The 15220-nt window shown below is 61.7% G+C and carries 12 protein-coding genes and 1 pseudogene; 4 read left to right on the plus strand and 9 right to left on the minus strand.

The genetic code is table 11. The features are described from left to right. Positions 1-69: 69 nt before the first annotated feature. From GTQ41_RS19675 to GTQ41_RS19710, 8 genes are all read right to left on the minus strand, one after another. Positions 70-612 carry a DUF2058 domain-containing protein gene (locus GTQ41_RS19675; protein WP_007968960.1) on the minus strand — a complete coding sequence of 181 codons (543 nt, stop codon included), beginning with the start codon at positions 610-612 and terminating at the stop codon, positions 70-72. Between the two features lie 26 nt (positions 613-638). Next, positions 639-1472: a nucleoside triphosphate pyrophosphohydrolase gene (gene mazG / locus GTQ41_RS19680; RefSeq protein WP_047295769.1), complete on the minus strand. Its 834-nt coding sequence runs from the start codon at positions 1470-1472 to the stop codon at positions 639-641. Positions 1473-1580: 108 nt separating this feature from the next. Beyond that, a complete protein-coding gene (gene relA, locus GTQ41_RS19685; RefSeq protein WP_041067509.1) occupies positions 1581-3824 on the minus strand; it encodes a GTP diphosphokinase in 2244 nt (747 codons plus the stop codon). 101 nt (positions 3825-3925) lie between these two features. Continuing rightward, the gene (gene rlmD, locus GTQ41_RS19690; RefSeq protein WP_047295771.1) at positions 3926-5302 is read right to left on the minus strand and encodes a 23S rRNA (uracil(1939)-C(5))-methyltransferase RlmD; all 1377 of its coding nucleotides are present in this window, start codon (positions 5300-5302) and stop codon (positions 3926-3928) included. Beyond that, positions 5302-6204 carry a cysteine synthase CysM gene (gene cysM / locus GTQ41_RS19695; protein ID WP_047295773.1) on the minus strand — a complete coding sequence of 301 codons (903 nt, stop codon included), beginning with the start codon at positions 6202-6204 and terminating at the stop codon, positions 5302-5304. Before cysM ends, rlmD begins: the two co-directional genes overlap by 1 nt. Positions 6205-6313: 109 nt before the next feature. Next, positions 6314-7336, minus strand: coding sequence for a YhcG family protein (locus GTQ41_RS19700; protein WP_131671699.1), 1023 nt, complete (start codon positions 7334-7336; stop codon positions 6314-6316). 182 nt (positions 7337-7518) lie between these two features. Continuing rightward, positions 7519-8943 carry a sensor histidine kinase gene (locus GTQ41_RS19705; RefSeq protein WP_047295776.1) on the minus strand — a complete coding sequence of 475 codons (1425 nt, stop codon included), beginning with the start codon at positions 8941-8943 and terminating at the stop codon, positions 7519-7521. After that, on the minus strand, positions 8930-9652 hold the full coding sequence (locus GTQ41_RS19710; RefSeq protein WP_047295777.1) for a response regulator transcription factor: 723 nt from the start codon (positions 9650-9652) through the stop codon (positions 8930-8932). The genes GTQ41_RS19705 and GTQ41_RS19710 overlap by 14 nt, the downstream gene beginning before the upstream one ends. A 217-nt stretch (positions 9653-9869) precedes the next feature. On the opposite strand from GTQ41_RS19710, the pseudogene GTQ41_RS19715 reads away from it, so the two are divergent. Together GTQ41_RS19715 and GTQ41_RS19720 are read left to right on the plus strand one after the other, a co-directional pair. Continuing rightward, positions 9870-12623: pseudogene (locus GTQ41_RS19715) on the plus strand (response regulator). Positions 12624-12703: 80 nt separating this feature from the next. After that, positions 12704-13693, plus strand: a complete 990-nt coding sequence (locus GTQ41_RS19720) for a 2-hydroxyacid dehydrogenase (RefSeq protein ID WP_047295779.1) — start codon at positions 12704-12706, stop codon at positions 13691-13693. Positions 13694-13704: 11 nt separating this feature from the next. Here GTQ41_RS19720 and GTQ41_RS19725 read toward each other — a convergent pair whose 3' ends face one another. Then, complete coding sequence (locus tag GTQ41_RS19725; RefSeq protein WP_047295781.1) at positions 13705-14151, minus strand: hypothetical protein; 447 nt, start codon at positions 14149-14151, stop codon at positions 13705-13707. Between the two features lie 133 nt (positions 14152-14284). Between GTQ41_RS19725 and GTQ41_RS19730 the strand changes: the two genes are divergently transcribed. After that, positions 14285-14719 carry a hypothetical protein gene (locus tag GTQ41_RS19730; RefSeq protein ID WP_041067531.1) on the plus strand — a complete coding sequence of 145 codons (435 nt, stop codon included), beginning with the start codon at positions 14285-14287 and terminating at the stop codon, positions 14717-14719. Next, a complete protein-coding gene (locus GTQ41_RS19735; RefSeq protein ID WP_047295783.1) occupies positions 14719-15123 on the plus strand; it encodes an META domain-containing protein in 405 nt (134 codons plus the stop codon). Before GTQ41_RS19730 ends, GTQ41_RS19735 begins: the two co-directional genes overlap by 1 nt. Positions 15124-15220 lie beyond the last annotated feature (97 nt).

Here is a 15220-nt window from a genome sequence, read left to right on the forward strand (position 1 = left end):
GGGCCGCTCCGCGCCCCGGCGGGAGCAAGCTCCCTCGCCACAGTTTGTCGTTATTACAGCTTTATCGGTTTACCACATCAGGTCATCAGGGATCTGATAGGCCGCATACGGATCGTCCTCGGCATTGACCTCTTCGGTCTGCACGTTGAGCTGCACGATACGCTGCGGGTCGCGCTCCTGGATCTTCAGGGCCGCTTCACGGGGGATCACTTCGTAACCGCCGGCATGGTGCACGATCGCCAGCGAACCGCTGCTGAGTTTGTTGCGCATCAGCGTGTTGACCGAGATGCGCTTGACCTTCTTGTCGTCAACGAAGTTGTAGTAGTCCTCGGTGGTCAGCTTGGGCAGACGCGAGACTTCGATCAACTGCTTGACCTGCGCGGCACGGGCCTTGGCCTCGGCCTTCTCCTGCTGCTGACGGTTCAGCTCCTGGTCGCGCTTGACCTTCTCGGCCATGGCTTCCTGAGCGGCGCGCTGCTGCGAATCATCCAGTTCGGCCTGACCTTTGTGGGCCAGGCGCTGTTGCTTCTGCTTGTCTTTGCTGACCTGCTTGGCCTGCTTTTGGTTGACCAGGCCTGCTTTGAGCAACTGGTCGCGAAGGGAAAGGCTCATTAATGCTTACTCACTTGGGCAACGGCTCAGCCGCAGCTGGGCAGATTCTTTTCCTGGCGTTTGGCTTCACCCCACAGGGCGTCCAACTCTTCGAGGGTGCAATCTTCCATGGGACGACGGGTGTCGCGCAATGCCTGTTCGATAAAACGGAAACGTCGTTCGAACTTGGCGTTGGCGCCACGCAGCGCAGTTTCCGGATCGACCTTCAGATGCCGGGCCAGATTGACCACGGAAAACAGCAGATCGCCGATCTCGTCGGCCACCGCCTGGGGATCATTTTCGGACATGGCCTCGAGCACTTCATCGAGTTCTTCGCGCACTTTGTCCAGTACCGGCAAGGCATCCGGCCAGTCGAACCCGACCTGTCCGGCACGCTTTTGCAATTTGGCCGAGCGCGACAGCGCCGGTAATGCAGCGGGCACGTCATCGAGCAGTGACAGCTGCTCGGGCGCGGCAGATTTCTCGGCACGTTCTTCGGCCTTGATCTCTTCCCAGCGCTGCTTGACCTGTTCTTCGCTCAGGCGCGGCACATCCAGCGGCGCATACAGATCGCCGGTGGGGAAGACGTGTGGATGACGGCGGATCAGCTTGCGGGTGATGCTGTCGACCACCCCGGCGAATTCGAAGCGCCCTTCTTCCCGGGCCAGCTGGCTGTAATAGACCACCTGAAACAATAGATCGCCCAGCTCGCCCTGCAAATGGTCGAAGTCACCGCGCTCGATGGCGTCAGCCACTTCGTAGGCTTCTTCGAGGGTGTGCGGAACGATGGTTGCGTAGGTTTGCTTGATGTCCCACGGGCAACCGTACTGCGGGTCGCGCAGACGGTTCATCAGGTGGAGCAGGTCTTCAAGGCTGTACATACAAAATCTCACTCAACCGTGTAGGAGCTGCCGAAGGCTGCGATCTTTTGATTTTGATTTTCAAGATCAAAAGATCGCAGCCTTCGGCAGCTCCTACAGGGGACCGCGTTATGGGGTACGGTTACGCCGCGTTTCGATGATGTTCGGCAACTGCGAAATCCGCCCCAGCAAACGCCCCAGCGCATCCAGCCCCGGAATCTCGATGGTCAGCGACATCAGCGCCGTGTTGTCTTCCTTGTTCGAACGGGTGTTGACCGCCAGCACGTTGATCCGCTCGTTGAGCAGCACCTGCGAGACGTCACGCAGCAGACCGGAACGGTCGTAGGCGCGGATGACGATGTCCACCGGATAGGTGAGCACCGGCACCGGACCCCAGCTGACCTGGATGATCCGCTCCGGCTCGCGCCCGGCCAGTTGCAGCACCGAGGCGCAGTCCTGACGGTGGATGCTCACGCCGCGGCCCTGGGTGATGTAACCGACAATCGCGTCGCCCGGCAGCGGCTGGCAGCAGCCGGCCATCTGCGTCATCAGGTTGCCGACGCCCTGAATCTGGATGTCGCCGCGCTTGCCCGGCTTGTAACCGGTCGCCTTGCGCGGAATCAGCTCCAGCTGTTCGTTACCGCGTTCCGGCTCGACCAGTTGCTGCGCCAGGTTGACCAGTTGCGCCAGACGCAGGTCGCCGGCACCGAGGGCGGCGAACATGTCTTCGGCGGTTTTCATGTTGGCCTTTTCGGCCAGCTTGTCGAAATCCACCGCCGGCAGACCGAGGCGATTGAGTTCGCGCTCGATCAGGGTTTTACCCGCCGCGACGTTCTGGTCACGGGCCTGCAACTTGAACCAGTGAACGATCTTCGCCCGCGCCCGGGAGGTGGTGACATAGCCCAGGTTCGGGTTCAGCCAGTCGCGGCTTGGCGTACCGTGCTTGCTGGTGATGATCTCGACCTGTTCACCGGTCTGCAGGCTGTAGTTGAGTGGCACGATGCGACCATTGATCTTCGCGCCACGGCAGTTGTGACCGATCTCGGTGTGCACGCGGTAGGCGAAGTCCAGCGGCGTCGCGCCTTTCGGCAAGTCGATGGCGTGGCCGTCCGGGGTGAAGATGTAGACCCGATCCGGTTCGATATCGACCCGCAGCTGTTCGGCCAGACCACCGATATCACCCAGCTCTTCATGCCACTCGAGGACCTGACGCAGCCAGGAGATTTTCTCTTCGTAGTGATTGGAGCCGGATTTGACGTCGGTGCCCTTGTAGCGCCAGTGCGCACACACGCCCAGCTCGGCCTCCTCGTGCATGGCGTGGGTGCGAATCTGCACCTCAAGCACCTTGCCCTCCGGACCGATCACCGCCGTGTGCAGCGAGCGGTAGCCGTTCTCTTTCGGGTTGGCGATGTAGTCGTCGAACTCTTTCGGGATGTGCCGCCACAGGGTGTGGACGATGCCGAGCGCGGTGTAGCAGTCGCGCATTTCCGGCACCAGCACGCGCACCGCGCGCACGTCGTAGATCTGGCTGAACTCCAGACCCTTGCGCTGCATTTTGCGCCAGATCGAATAGATGTGCTTGGCCCGGCCGCTGATGTCGGCGTCGACGCCGGTGGCCTGCAATTCATCCTTGAGCTGGGTCATCACATCGCTGATGAAGCGCTCACGATCCAGCCGCCGCTCGTGGAGCAGCTTGGCGATCTGTTTGTATTGATCGGGTTCGAGGTAACGGAAGGACAAGTCCTCCAGTTCCCACTTGATATGGCCGATGCCGAGTCGGTGCGCGAGCGGCGCATAGATGTCGAAGACTTCCCGGGCGACACGGTTACGCTTCTCGTCGTCGGCGGTTTTTACCGCACGGATCGCGCAGGTACGTTCGGCCAGTTTGATCAGCGCGACGCGGACGTCGTCGACCATCGCCACCAGCATCTTGCGCAGGTTTTCCACCTGGCCCTGAGTGCCCATTACCATTGACTGGCGCGGGCTGAGGCTGGCACTGATCGCCGCCATGCGCTGCACGCCGTCGATCAGCTTGGCCACCACCGGACCGAAACGCTGGCTGACGGCCGCGAGTTCAATCTGGCCTTCACGCACGCCGCGGTACAGCACCGCCGCGACCAGCGAATCCTGGTCGAGCTTGAGGTCGGCGAGAATCTCGGCGATCTCCAGGCCCGTACTGAAACTGCCGCTGCCCTCGGCCCACAGGTTCTTCTTGGCATTGGACTGCTGTTCGGCCTCGCGAGCGAACTCGCAGGCTTCTTTCAAGGCTTCGCGATCCAGTGCCATGTCGACACTGACCGCGTGATCGAGCCAAGCCTCGAGATTGATACTGCCGTCGGTGTTGATCGGCTGGTGTGCTCTCACCTGTACCATGCTGCTTTACCTTCCCTACGACGCAGATTCAATGCGTCAAATCGCTGATCCCTAATGCCCGTTTGCGCTCGCGGGGCTGAAGCGAGCGCTGCGCGGACAGATCAGACGGATTCAGACGAGCCATCCTGGCTCGCTTCAAATAACGCCATGGCCTCGACATGCGCCGTCTGAGGAAACATATCGAGAATCCCGGCACGTTTTAACCGGTAGCCCTGCTTGATCAATTCGACCGTATCGCGCGCCAGAGTTGCAGGGTTGCACGACACATAAACCAACCGCTCGGCACCCAGGGTCGCGAGCTTGCGCACCACCTCGAAAGCACCGTCACGCGGTGGGTCCAAGAGTACCGCAGAAAAGCCGTTTCCGATCCATTCGACATCGGTCAAAGGCTGGGATAAATCGGCTTGAAAAAACTTTGTGTTATGCAAATTGTTGCTAGCGGCATTCGCAGCGGCACGGTCGACCATGGCCTGCACGCCCTCCACCGCCACCACTTCGCGCACGCTTTTGGCCAATGGCAAGGCGAAGTTGCCCAGGCCGCAGAACAGGTCAAGCACGCGCTCGTCACCGGTCGGCTTCAGCCAGTCCAGTGCCTGCGCCACCATCGCCTCGTTGACCCCGGCGCTGACCTGGATGAAATCCCCCGGCCGCCAGGCCAGATCCAGATCCCACTGTTCCAGGCGATAACCCAGCGACTGCGTGGCATCCACCGGTTGCGGCTCGCCGTCGCCATGCAGCCACAGTTGCGCGTCATGGAACTGGCAGAATTCCTTGAGGATCGTCAGGTCGGCTTCAGACAACGGCGCCATGTGTCGCAACAACACCGCCAGCGAAGAACCACTGAACAACTCGACGTGCCCCAGCGCTTGCGGTTTGCTCAAACGACGGAGCATCTCCGGCAAACGGGTCATGATCGGCTGCAAGGGCTGTACCAGCACCGGGCATTCGTTGATACCGACGATGTCCTGACTGCCGGCGGCGCGAAAACCGACTTCGAGCTGCTTGGCTTTCATGTCCCAACGCACGGCGATCCGCGCGCGGCGGCGATAGCCGAATTCCGCTCCGGTCAGCGGCGCCGCCCATTCGTCAGGCGCGACCCCGGCAACCTTCGACAGCTGCTCGGCGAGCATGCGCTGTTTCAGGGCAAGCTGTTCGGCATGGGGCAAGTGTTGCACGCTGCAGCCACCGCAACGGCCGGCGTGCTGACAGGCAGCCGGGCGACGCAGTTCACTGGCCTTGAACACGCGCTCGGTGCGCGCTTCGACCACTTTGCCGTGGGTACCGAGCACCCGCGCCTCGACTTCTTCACCGGCGAGGGCGCCGAGGACGAACCAGGTTTTGCCTTCGAAAAACGCGATGCCGCGACCGTCATTGGCCAGGCGCTCGATGCTCAGGCGCTGCTTTTTGCCGGTCGGGATTTGCGCGGCCTTGCTGCCGCCGGTGGGCTGGAAGCGCAAGCCTCTCTCATGCCTGGCCATCAGTTGGCCGCGTCGAAAATGCCGGTCGACAGATAACGGTCGCCACGGTCGCAGATGATCGCGACGATCACCGCGTTTTCAACTTCTTTGGACAGGCGCAGCATCGCTGCCACCGCACCGCCCGATGACACGCCACAGAAGATGCCTTCTTCGCGGGCCAGACGCCGGGTGACGTCCTCGGCTTCGCTTTGCGCCATGTCGACAATGCGGTCGACGCGGTCGGCCTGATAGATCTTCGGCAGGTATTCCTGCGGCCAGCGGCGGATGCCGGGAATGGCCGAGCCTTCCATCGGCTGCAGCCCGATGATCTGCACGCTGTCGCTCTGCTCTTTCAAGTAGCGCGAGACGCCCATGATGGTGCCGGTGGTGCCCATCGAGCTGACGAAATGGGTGATGGTGCCATGGGTCTGACGCCAGATTTCCGGGCCAGTGGTGGTGTAGTGCGCTTCAGGATTGTCGCCGTTGGCGAACTGATCGAGCACCTTGCCACGGCCTTCGGCTTCCATCCGCTGGGCGAGATCGCGCGCGCCTTCCATGCCTTCTTCCTGGCTGACCAGAATCAGCTCGGCACCGTATGCGGTCATCGCCGCTTTACGCTCGGCACTGGAGTTGTCCGGCATGATCAGGATCATCTTGTAACCCTTGATCGCGGCAGCCATGGCCAGCGCGATGCCGGTGTTGCCCGAAGTCGCTTCGATCAATGTATCGCCAGCGTGAATCTGCCCGCGCAACTCGGCGCGAGTGATCATCGACAACGCCGGACGGTCCTTGACCGAACCCGCCGGGTTATTCCCTTCAAGCTTGAGCAAAAGGGTGTTGCTGGTAGCACCGGGCAGGCGCTGCAAACGCACCAGCGGCGTGTTGCCGACGCAATCGGCGATGGTTGGGTACTGCAGGGTCATGGCGTATTCGCAATCCAGACGTGCGGGGGCGCCTATCATACCGGCAAACGTTCGCAGGCCATATCACGCAAAGTGCGGTGCTTATGGTTTATGGGAATAAGCAGATGTCTCAGCCTTCCTCTTCCCCTGCGACATTCATCGCATAGAACTCGTGCAATTTGGCTTGCAGCAATTGTTTGTCTGGCAACTGCACCTGATATTCCGCAATCAGCGCCGCAGACAAGCTGCGGTTGAGGGCGTACTCGACGACCTCATCCTCCTTGCTGGCGCACAGCAATACGCCGATGGCCGGATTCTCGTGAGGTTTGCGAACACCGCGATCCAGCGCTTCAAGGTAGAAATTCAGCTTGCCCAGATATTCAGGCTCAAAACGTCCGACCTTGAGCTCGATGGCGACAAGACAGTTGAGCCCGCGATGGAAGAACAGCAGATCAAGGGCGAAATCACGGCCGCCAACTTGTACCGGATACTCCGAACCGACGAAGCAGAAATCGCGCCCCAACTCGATCAGAAATTCCTTCAGTCGCCCCAGCAAACCTCGATGCAGATCGGTTTCGGCGTGCACGCCGGGAAGGTCGAGAAACTCGACCATGTAGGCGTCACGGAAGATCTCGAGTGCGGCGGGATGAGTCTGTTTGAGGACAGCAGAAACCTTTGCGGGCTGGGTGATGCTGCGTTCGAAAAGCGCAGCCTTGAGCTGGCGTTCGAGTTCGCGCTTTGACCACTTTTCCTGAATAGCCATGCGGACGTAGAACTCGCGTTCTTCTGGACGTTTGCTTTGGCTGAAAATGATCAAATTGTGAGACCAAGACAATTGTCGCACCAGTGGTGCGACTTTTTCTTCAGCGTGATAAGTCTCGTAGAACTGGCACATGCGGAACAAGTTCGAACGGGTAAACCCACGCAGCCCTGGCTGCGTTCGAGCCAGATGTTCGGCCAGTTGCCTAACCACCGCATCGCCCCACTCAGCGCGAGCGATCTTGCGGCTGATGTAACCCCCCACCTGCCAGTACAACTCGATCAGTTGAGTATTTACTGCTTGCACGGCTTGCTGCCTGGCGCTCTGAATCAGCGCCAGTACTTCATTGAATCGGTTATCGGAGGCATTGCCGGGGATGTCAGTTGCAGTCATGACCAGTTCCTTGAGGACGAGCGGAGCCCCGAGAGTAAATGGTCAAGGACGGGTTAAAACGTCGATAAAGTCCTTTAGGAAAGGTCGTACAAAAATACGCGACCACTCCCGCACGGGCTGACAGCGGTGAAGCGAAACTCCCCATCGCGAGCAGGCTCACTCCTACAGATGGCGTTTGCTATTCACACAATCTGCGGACGACCGACATCCACTGTGGGGGCGAGCTTGCTCGCGATAGCATCAGTCGATGCGACATCAACGTCAGCCACCAGGCGCAAATTCAGGCGCAACCCCGCCCCGGCATTCTCCGCCCACACCATCCCACCCTGGCGCTGCACCGCATTCCTGGCAATGCTCAACCCCAACCCAAACCCGCCATCCCCCGGGCGTGAGCCGTCGAGGCGGGTGAACGGCGAGAAGATCCGTTGCAGATCCCCCTCGGCCACCCCGCCGCCCTGATCCTCCAGCCACAAATGCCAATAATCATCGTCACGCCGTCCATCAAGGCGCACGATGCCGCCCTCGGGCGAATGACGAATGGCATTGCGCAGAATATTTTCCAGCGCCTGCGCCAAAGTATTGAGGTTACCGCGCACCCAGCATGACGCCGGCACCGCGCACTGCAATTGCAGGCTCGGCCAGCCGCTTTCATAACAGGCATTGTCGGTGAGCATTTCCCACAGCGCCTGGATCTGGATCGCTTCGTTAGGCAGCGGCGCGCGTTCGGTGTCGAGCCAGGCCAGTTGCAAGGTGTCTTCGACCAGCCGCTGCATGCCGTCGACTTCACGGCCGATGCGCTCGCGCAGTTGGCGCAGATCCTGTTCGCTTTCACTGGCCACCCGCAGCCGGCTCAGCGGCGTACGCAATTCATGGGACAGGTCGCGCAGCAGCTGCTGTTGCAGGGCGACGGTGGATTGCAGGCGTTCGGACATTGAGTCGAAGGCCCGCGCCAGCTCGCCGAGTTCGTCCGGGCGCTGGGTGATGCCGCTCGACAGACGCACATGCAATTGGTCGGCACGCCAGGCGTTGGCTTGCTCACGCAAGTTATTCAACGGCACTACCAGCAAGCGATACAGGCCAATGCACAGCAATACGGTGAACAGCCCCGGAATCACGCCGTTGGTGATCACCCGCCAGAACACCCGGTATTTCCCCGGCAGGAAACGCTCGGGCAACTCAATCACCAGACTGCCGGCGGACGGGTTCTTCGGAAACGGCACGCGCAACCACGGCCGGCCCTTTTTGTGGATCGGCCAGTCGAGGCCGCGCAAAAAGGTCAGGTGCTGGATTTCCTGTTCATTCAGCGGCTCGCTGCTCAACGATTGCAGATTGCGGTCGATCACCCCGACCCAGGCCGCCTCGCGCAATTCCATGCTCTGCAACCAGTTATCGACCCCGTCGCGCTCGTCGCGCTGCCACGCCCGCTCGGCCTCGCCGGCATAACGGCTGAGGGTGCCGCGCGCCTCGTCGGAGAGGAACTGGTTGCGCTCTTCCATATAGCGCCCCCACGACCAGCTCAGCCAGATCATCAGCAGACAGAACGCCACCAGCAGACACGCCAGTTTCCAGAACAGCGAATGCCGCCCCGGCAAGTCAGAGACTTTCATCGGGCGCACTCAGCACATACCCCTTGCCCCATACCGTGCGCACTTCTCGTTCGGTGTAACCGATGGCCTTGAGTTTGCGGCGGATCTGGCTGATGTGCATGTCGAGGCTGCGGTCGTGGGCCGCATAGCCGCGCTGCAACACGTGCTGATAGAGGAAGGCCTTGCTCAGGACTTCTTCATCGTTGCGATTGAGGGTTTCCAGCAAGCGGTATTCGCTACGGGTCAAACCGGCAGCTTGCGCGTTATGGAAGACTTCGCACTGCTCATCGTCGAAGCGCAGTGCGCCACTGGCAGCAGGTGGTGCAATGGCTGCCGGACGCCGATCCAGCGCCACCCGGCGCAGGATCGCCTCGATCCGCACATGCAGCTCGGCCATGCTGAACGGCTTGGGCAGGTAATCATCGGCGCCCAGACGAAAGCCGCTGATGCGATCGGCCTCGGCGCCCAGCGCCGACATCAGCAGCACCGGCGTCGAATGGCTCTGGCGCAACTGCGTCAGCACCTTCAGGCCATCGAGCCCCGGCAACAGAATGTCCATCAGCACCACGTCGAACGGCTGATGGCGGGCGATGTTCAGCCCTTCCTGCCCGTTCTGGCACCAGGTCACCGCAAAGCCGCTCCGGCCCAGGTGTTCGTGAACATAGGCACCGAGCACCGGGTCGTCCTCGATGGCAAGAATGCGTGGCAGGTCGGTGGAAACAGGAGTCATGAGTATCTGCAAATAATTCTCAGTTGGCCGATTATTCAAGATTGCCCGCCATCGGGCAACCCAAGCTTGACCGGCCGGACAAACGCGCCTCGCCCTGGCGGCCGAGGGCGAGATGATTTTTCCGAAGATTGCCTGCCTGCAAATCGCTACACTGCGCCAATGGCGCGTGCCGGACGCACGTGCGAGTCAACAGTTCAGCGGGATGCAGGAGATGGGTGTGCTCAAGAAACTGGGAATCAAAGGTCGCGTATTGTTGCTGACCCTGTTGCCCACCAGCCTGATGGCGTTGGTGCTCGGTGGCTATTTCACCTGGATGCAACAGTCCGATTTGCAGACCCAACTGATGCAGCGCGGTGAAATGATCGCCGAGCAACTGGCGCCATTGGTGGCGCCCGCCATGGGCCACGGCAACACCGATCTGCTGGAGCGCATCGCCACTCAATCGCTGGAACAGCCTGACGTGCGCGCCGTCACCTTCCTCGCCCCTGATCGCACACCGCTGGCGCACGCCGGTCCGACCATGCTCAATCAGGCGCCCAGTGGCGACAGCGCACAACTGCAACGGCGCAGCGGCAATGACGCCACACGTTATCTGATGCCGGTGTTCGGCAAGCATCGCAACCTCGCCGGCGACGTGATCCCGCAAGAATCCGAGCGCCTGCTCGGCTGGGTCGAACTGGAGCTGTCGCACAACGGCATGCTGCTGCGCGGTTATCGCAGTCTGTTTGCCAGTCTGCTGCTGATCGCCGCGGGCCTCGCCAGCGCGGCCCTGCTCGCCTTGCGCATGGGCCGCACCATCAACCGCCCGTTGAGCCAGATCAAACACGCCGTTGCGCAACTCAAGGACGGTCATCTGGAAACCCGCCTGCCACCACTCGGCAGTCAGGAACTGGACGAGTTGGCCTCGGGCATCAACCGCATGGCCGGGACCCTGCAGAACGCGCGCGAAGAACTGCAGCACAGCGTCGATCAGGCCACCGAAGACGTGCGGCAGAACCTGGAAACCATCGAGATCCAGAACATCGAACTGGACCTGGCGCGCAAAGAAGCGCTGGAGGCGAGCCGGATCAAATCCGAGTTCCTCGCCAACATGAGCCACGAAATCCGTACGCCACTCAACGGCATTCTCGGCTTCACGCATCTGTTGCAGAAAAGCGAGCTGACCCCGCGCCAGCTCGACTATCTGGGTACCATCGAAAAGTCCGCCGACAGCCTGCTCGGGATCATCAACGAGATCCTCGACTTCTCGAAGATCGAGGCCGGCAAGCTGGTGCTCGACCATATCCCGTTCAACCTGCGCGACCTGTTGCAGGACACCCTGACGATTCTGGCGCCGGCGGCTCATGCCAAGCAATTGGAGCTGGTGAGTCTGGTCTATCGCGACACGCCGCTGTCGCTGGTCGGTGACCCGCTGCGGCTGAAGCAGATCCTCACCAACCTGGTCAGCAACGCGATCAAGTTCACCCGCGAAGGCACCATCGTCGCGCGCGCCATGCTTGAGGAAGAACACGAAGACAGCGTGCAACTGCGCATCAGCATTCAGGACACCGGCATCGGCCTGTCGAGTCAGGATGTGCGCGCGTTGTTCCAGGCATTCAGTCAGGCCGACAACTCGCTGTCGCGCCAGCCCGGCGGCACCGGTCTGGGTCTGGTGATTTCCAAGCGCCTGATCGAACAGATGGGCGGCGAAATCGGCGTCGACAGCACCCCGGGCGAAGGCTCGGAGTTCTGGATCAGCCTGAGCCTGCCGAAAACTCGCGACGACACCGAAGATTTGCCGGCCCCACCGCTACTCGGACGCCGCGTGGCGGTGCTGGAAAATCACGAACTGGCGCGCCAGGCCTTGCAGCATCAACTGGAAGACTGTGGCCTCGATGTCACGCCATTCAATACGCTGGAGAGCCTGACCAACGGGGTCACCGGCGCGCACCAGACCGATCAGGCGATCGATCTTGCGGTGCTCGGCATCACCAGCAACGACATGCTCCCGGAGCGCCTGAACCAGCACATCTGGGATCTCGAACACCTCGGTTGCAAAGTGCTGGTGTTGTGCCCGACCACCGAACAGACGCTGTTCCATCTCTCGGTGCCCAACCCGCACAGTCAGCTCCAGGCCAAACCGGCCTGCACGCGCAAATTGCGTCGGGCGCTGGCGGATCTGGCCAACCCGCGCCAGCCGCGCAGTGAGCCGGGCGAACCGCTGTCGAGCCGTGCTCCGAAAGTGCTGTGCGTCGACGACAACCCAGCCAACCTGTTGCTGGTGCAGACCCTGCTCGAAGACATGGGCGCCAAGGTGCTGGCCGTGGAAAGCGGGTACGCGGCGGTCAAGGCAGTGCAGAGCGAAGCCTTCGATCTGGTGCTGATGGACGTGCAGATGCCGGGCATGGACGGACGCCAGACCACCTAAACCATCCGCCAGTGGGAAAGCGAACGGCATTGCACACCGCTGCCGATCGTCGCCCTCACCGCCCACGCCATGGCCAACGAAAAACGCGCCTTGCTGCAAAGTGGCATGGACGACTACCTGACCAAACCGATCAGCGAGCGGCAACTGGCGCAAGTGGTGCTGAAATGGACGGGGCTGGCCTTGCGCAATCAAGGCGCGGAGCGCGCCAGCGAGAGTGCGACGGGCAGCAACGAACTGCCCGTGATCGACCACGAAGAAGGCTTGCGCCTGGCCGCTGGCAAGGCCGATCTGGCGGCGGACATGCTGGCGATGCTGCTCGCCTCGCTGGAAGCCGACCGCGAAGCGATTCGCGCCGCCAGTGAAGCCCGCGATCACAATGCACTGATCGAGCGTGTGCATCGCCTGCACGGCGCGACCCGGTATTGCGGCGTGCCGCAATTGCGCGCGGCCTGCCAGCGCAGTGAAACCCTGCTCAAACAGGGCGATCCGAAAGCACCGGCGGCGTTGGAGGAATTGGAGCGGGCGATCAATCGCCTCGCGACCCAGGCCAGAATCAGCGCCTGACCCATGGCAATACCGGCGGTGGCAACCGCCGATAAAGTGGTGGTCAACATTGACTCGCCACCCCGCTCCAGGAGAAATACATGCGCACGCTCGTTTTCAGCAGCCAGACCTACGACCGCGACAGTTTCCTCGCCGTCGATTGCCCGGGCGGGATAGAACTGCACTTTCAGCAGGCCCGGCTCAGTCTCGACACCGCCGCCCTGGCTGAGCACCACGAGGTGGTCTGCGCCTTCATCAATGACGATCTCAGTGCGCCAGTGCTGGAGCGTCTGGCGACCGGGGGCACGCGCCTGATCGCCCTGCGTTCGGCGGGCTACAACCATGTCGATCTGCTCGCGGCGAAACGCCTCGGGTTGGCCGTGGTGCGGGTGCCGGCCTATTCGCCACATGCGGTGGCCGAACATGCGGTGGCGCTGATTCTGGCGCTCAACCGGCGCCTGCACCGCGCCTACAACCGCACCCGCGAAGGCGATTTCACCCTGCACGGCCTGACCGGTTTCGATCTGGTGGGCAAAACGGTCGGCATCGTTGGCACCGGGCAGATCGGCGCGACGTTCGCGAAAATCATGCACGGTTTCGGTTGTCAGTTGCTGGCTTACGATCCGTATCCAAATCCGGAGGTTGTGGCTTTGGGCGCGCGGTATCTGAGCCTGCCGGAGCTGCTCGCACAATCGCGGATCATCAGCCTGCATTGCCCGCTCAATGCGCAAAGCAAACACTTGATCAACCGTGAGTCACTGGCCCATCTGCAACCGGGGGCGATGCTGATCAACACCGGGCGCGGCGGCCTGGTGGACACACCGGCGTTGATCGATGCACTGAAGGACGGCCAATTGGGCTATCTGGGACTGGATGTGTATGAGGAAGAGGCGCAGCTGTTTTTCGAGGATCGCAGCGACTTGCCGCTGCAGGACGACGTGCTGGCGCGGTTACTGACGTTTCCGAACGTGATCATCACTGCGCATCAGGCGTTCCTGACCCATGAAGCCTTGGGTGCGATTGCCGCGACCACCCTGCACAACATCGCGACCTGGGCCGCAGGCACGCCGCAGAACCAGGTCGAAGGTTGAGGATTGGCGGCTTATTTGGGCGACAGCGACGAGGCCAGAATCAGCAGCGCCAGCCAGCCAAACCCGAAAAAGCGCTGTTTCATCGAGTGGCCGTTGCGCAACAGGAACCAGACAAAGACCATCGGCAACAGAAACACCATGATCTTCAACCAGCCTTCCACCGGACGCGAACCATCAGCGTTGGCCTGAGGCTGCGGCGCGGGCTCGGGCTGCCGACGGCGCCGGCCGACAGCGGCCGGTGTCACTTTCGGCGCCGGCTCCGGAGCTGGCGGCGGAACAAAGGCGTCGGGCACGGATTTGTTGCGCGGCAGGCTGCCGAATGAAATCGTCGCGGCGGCTGCCGTCGCCTGCGGCGGGTTGTGGTCATGCTGCTCCGCCATCGGAGCGCCACAATGAATGCACGCCTTGGCTTCGGAGCTGATGCTGCGCTTGCATTCATAACATTCGATCAACGCCATGTTCCGTTCCCTCAGATTGAAGGGCGGCAGTTTGCCATGAGCGCCAGCCGATTTGAACCGGATCGAAGGTCGCACACGTACGCCATCCTGCAATCAAGCCCGTGCTAGCATGTCGCGCAGATTTGGAGGACCCATGGTCGAACACGATTTCCGCTACACCCTGATGAACCCGCAACACACCCTCACCGAATGCCGCGCCCTCGTACCGGGCCGCTATCAGGTCACCGGCAATGGTGGCTCGATCCGCAACGGTGATGTCCTGTTGGTCACGCTCAAAGGCAGCAAGGACTTGTCCATGCGCCTGACCGTCGACACCGTGCGCCACCTGATCAATCCGCCGGGGCAATGGACCGCAATGACCACGGGCCCGGTATTCGGCGAACTGGCGATCCACACCTGGCAGGTCAACTGCGACAGCTGCGCCAAAGAGCTGAACTTCGAGTTCGCCGTGGACGCCAAGCTGGGCAAGAGCGCCGAGAAGCCGGCCGCCACCGCACGCATCGCCGAGCTGGGCTGGAAAGCCGTTGGCGACAAGCACTTGTGCCCGAAATGCCAGGAGCCTGCGTGATGAAACGCCTCGCCCTGCCGCTGTTGGTCGGTGCCGGTCTGGTGGGCTGCGCCGCAGAGCCTGTGCAATTGCAGCAGAACCGCAGCTACATTCTGGAGTGGATCGGCGAGCGGCCCTTGATGGATTACAGCCACCTGACCGTGACCCTCGGCGACGATGGTCGTGCTTACGGCAACGGCGGCTGCAACCACTGGTTCGCGCCGTACACCCTCGACGGCGACAAGCTGAGCTTCGGCCCGATCGGCAAGACCCGCAAACTCTGCGCCCCGGCGCTGATGGAGCAGGAACAACGCTTCCTGCAGGCCCTGCAAGGCGTTGAGCGCTGGGACATCTCACCGATCGAGCAGATGCGCTTCTGGCCGGCGCAAGGCAAGCCGTTGCGTTGGTGGCTGGAAGAGGGTTAACCCCCTCCTGCTGCTGAGACTACCCTGTGGTGAGGGGATTTATCCCCGATGGGGCGCGGAGCGCCCCCCCCTTCGGAGGGTCAGGGTAAACCGAGCT

It is taken from the genome of Pseudomonas sp. AN-B15 (assembly GCF_019056475.1).
Lineage (GTDB): Bacteria > Pseudomonadota > Gammaproteobacteria > Pseudomonadales > Pseudomonadaceae > Aquipseudomonas > Aquipseudomonas parakoreensis.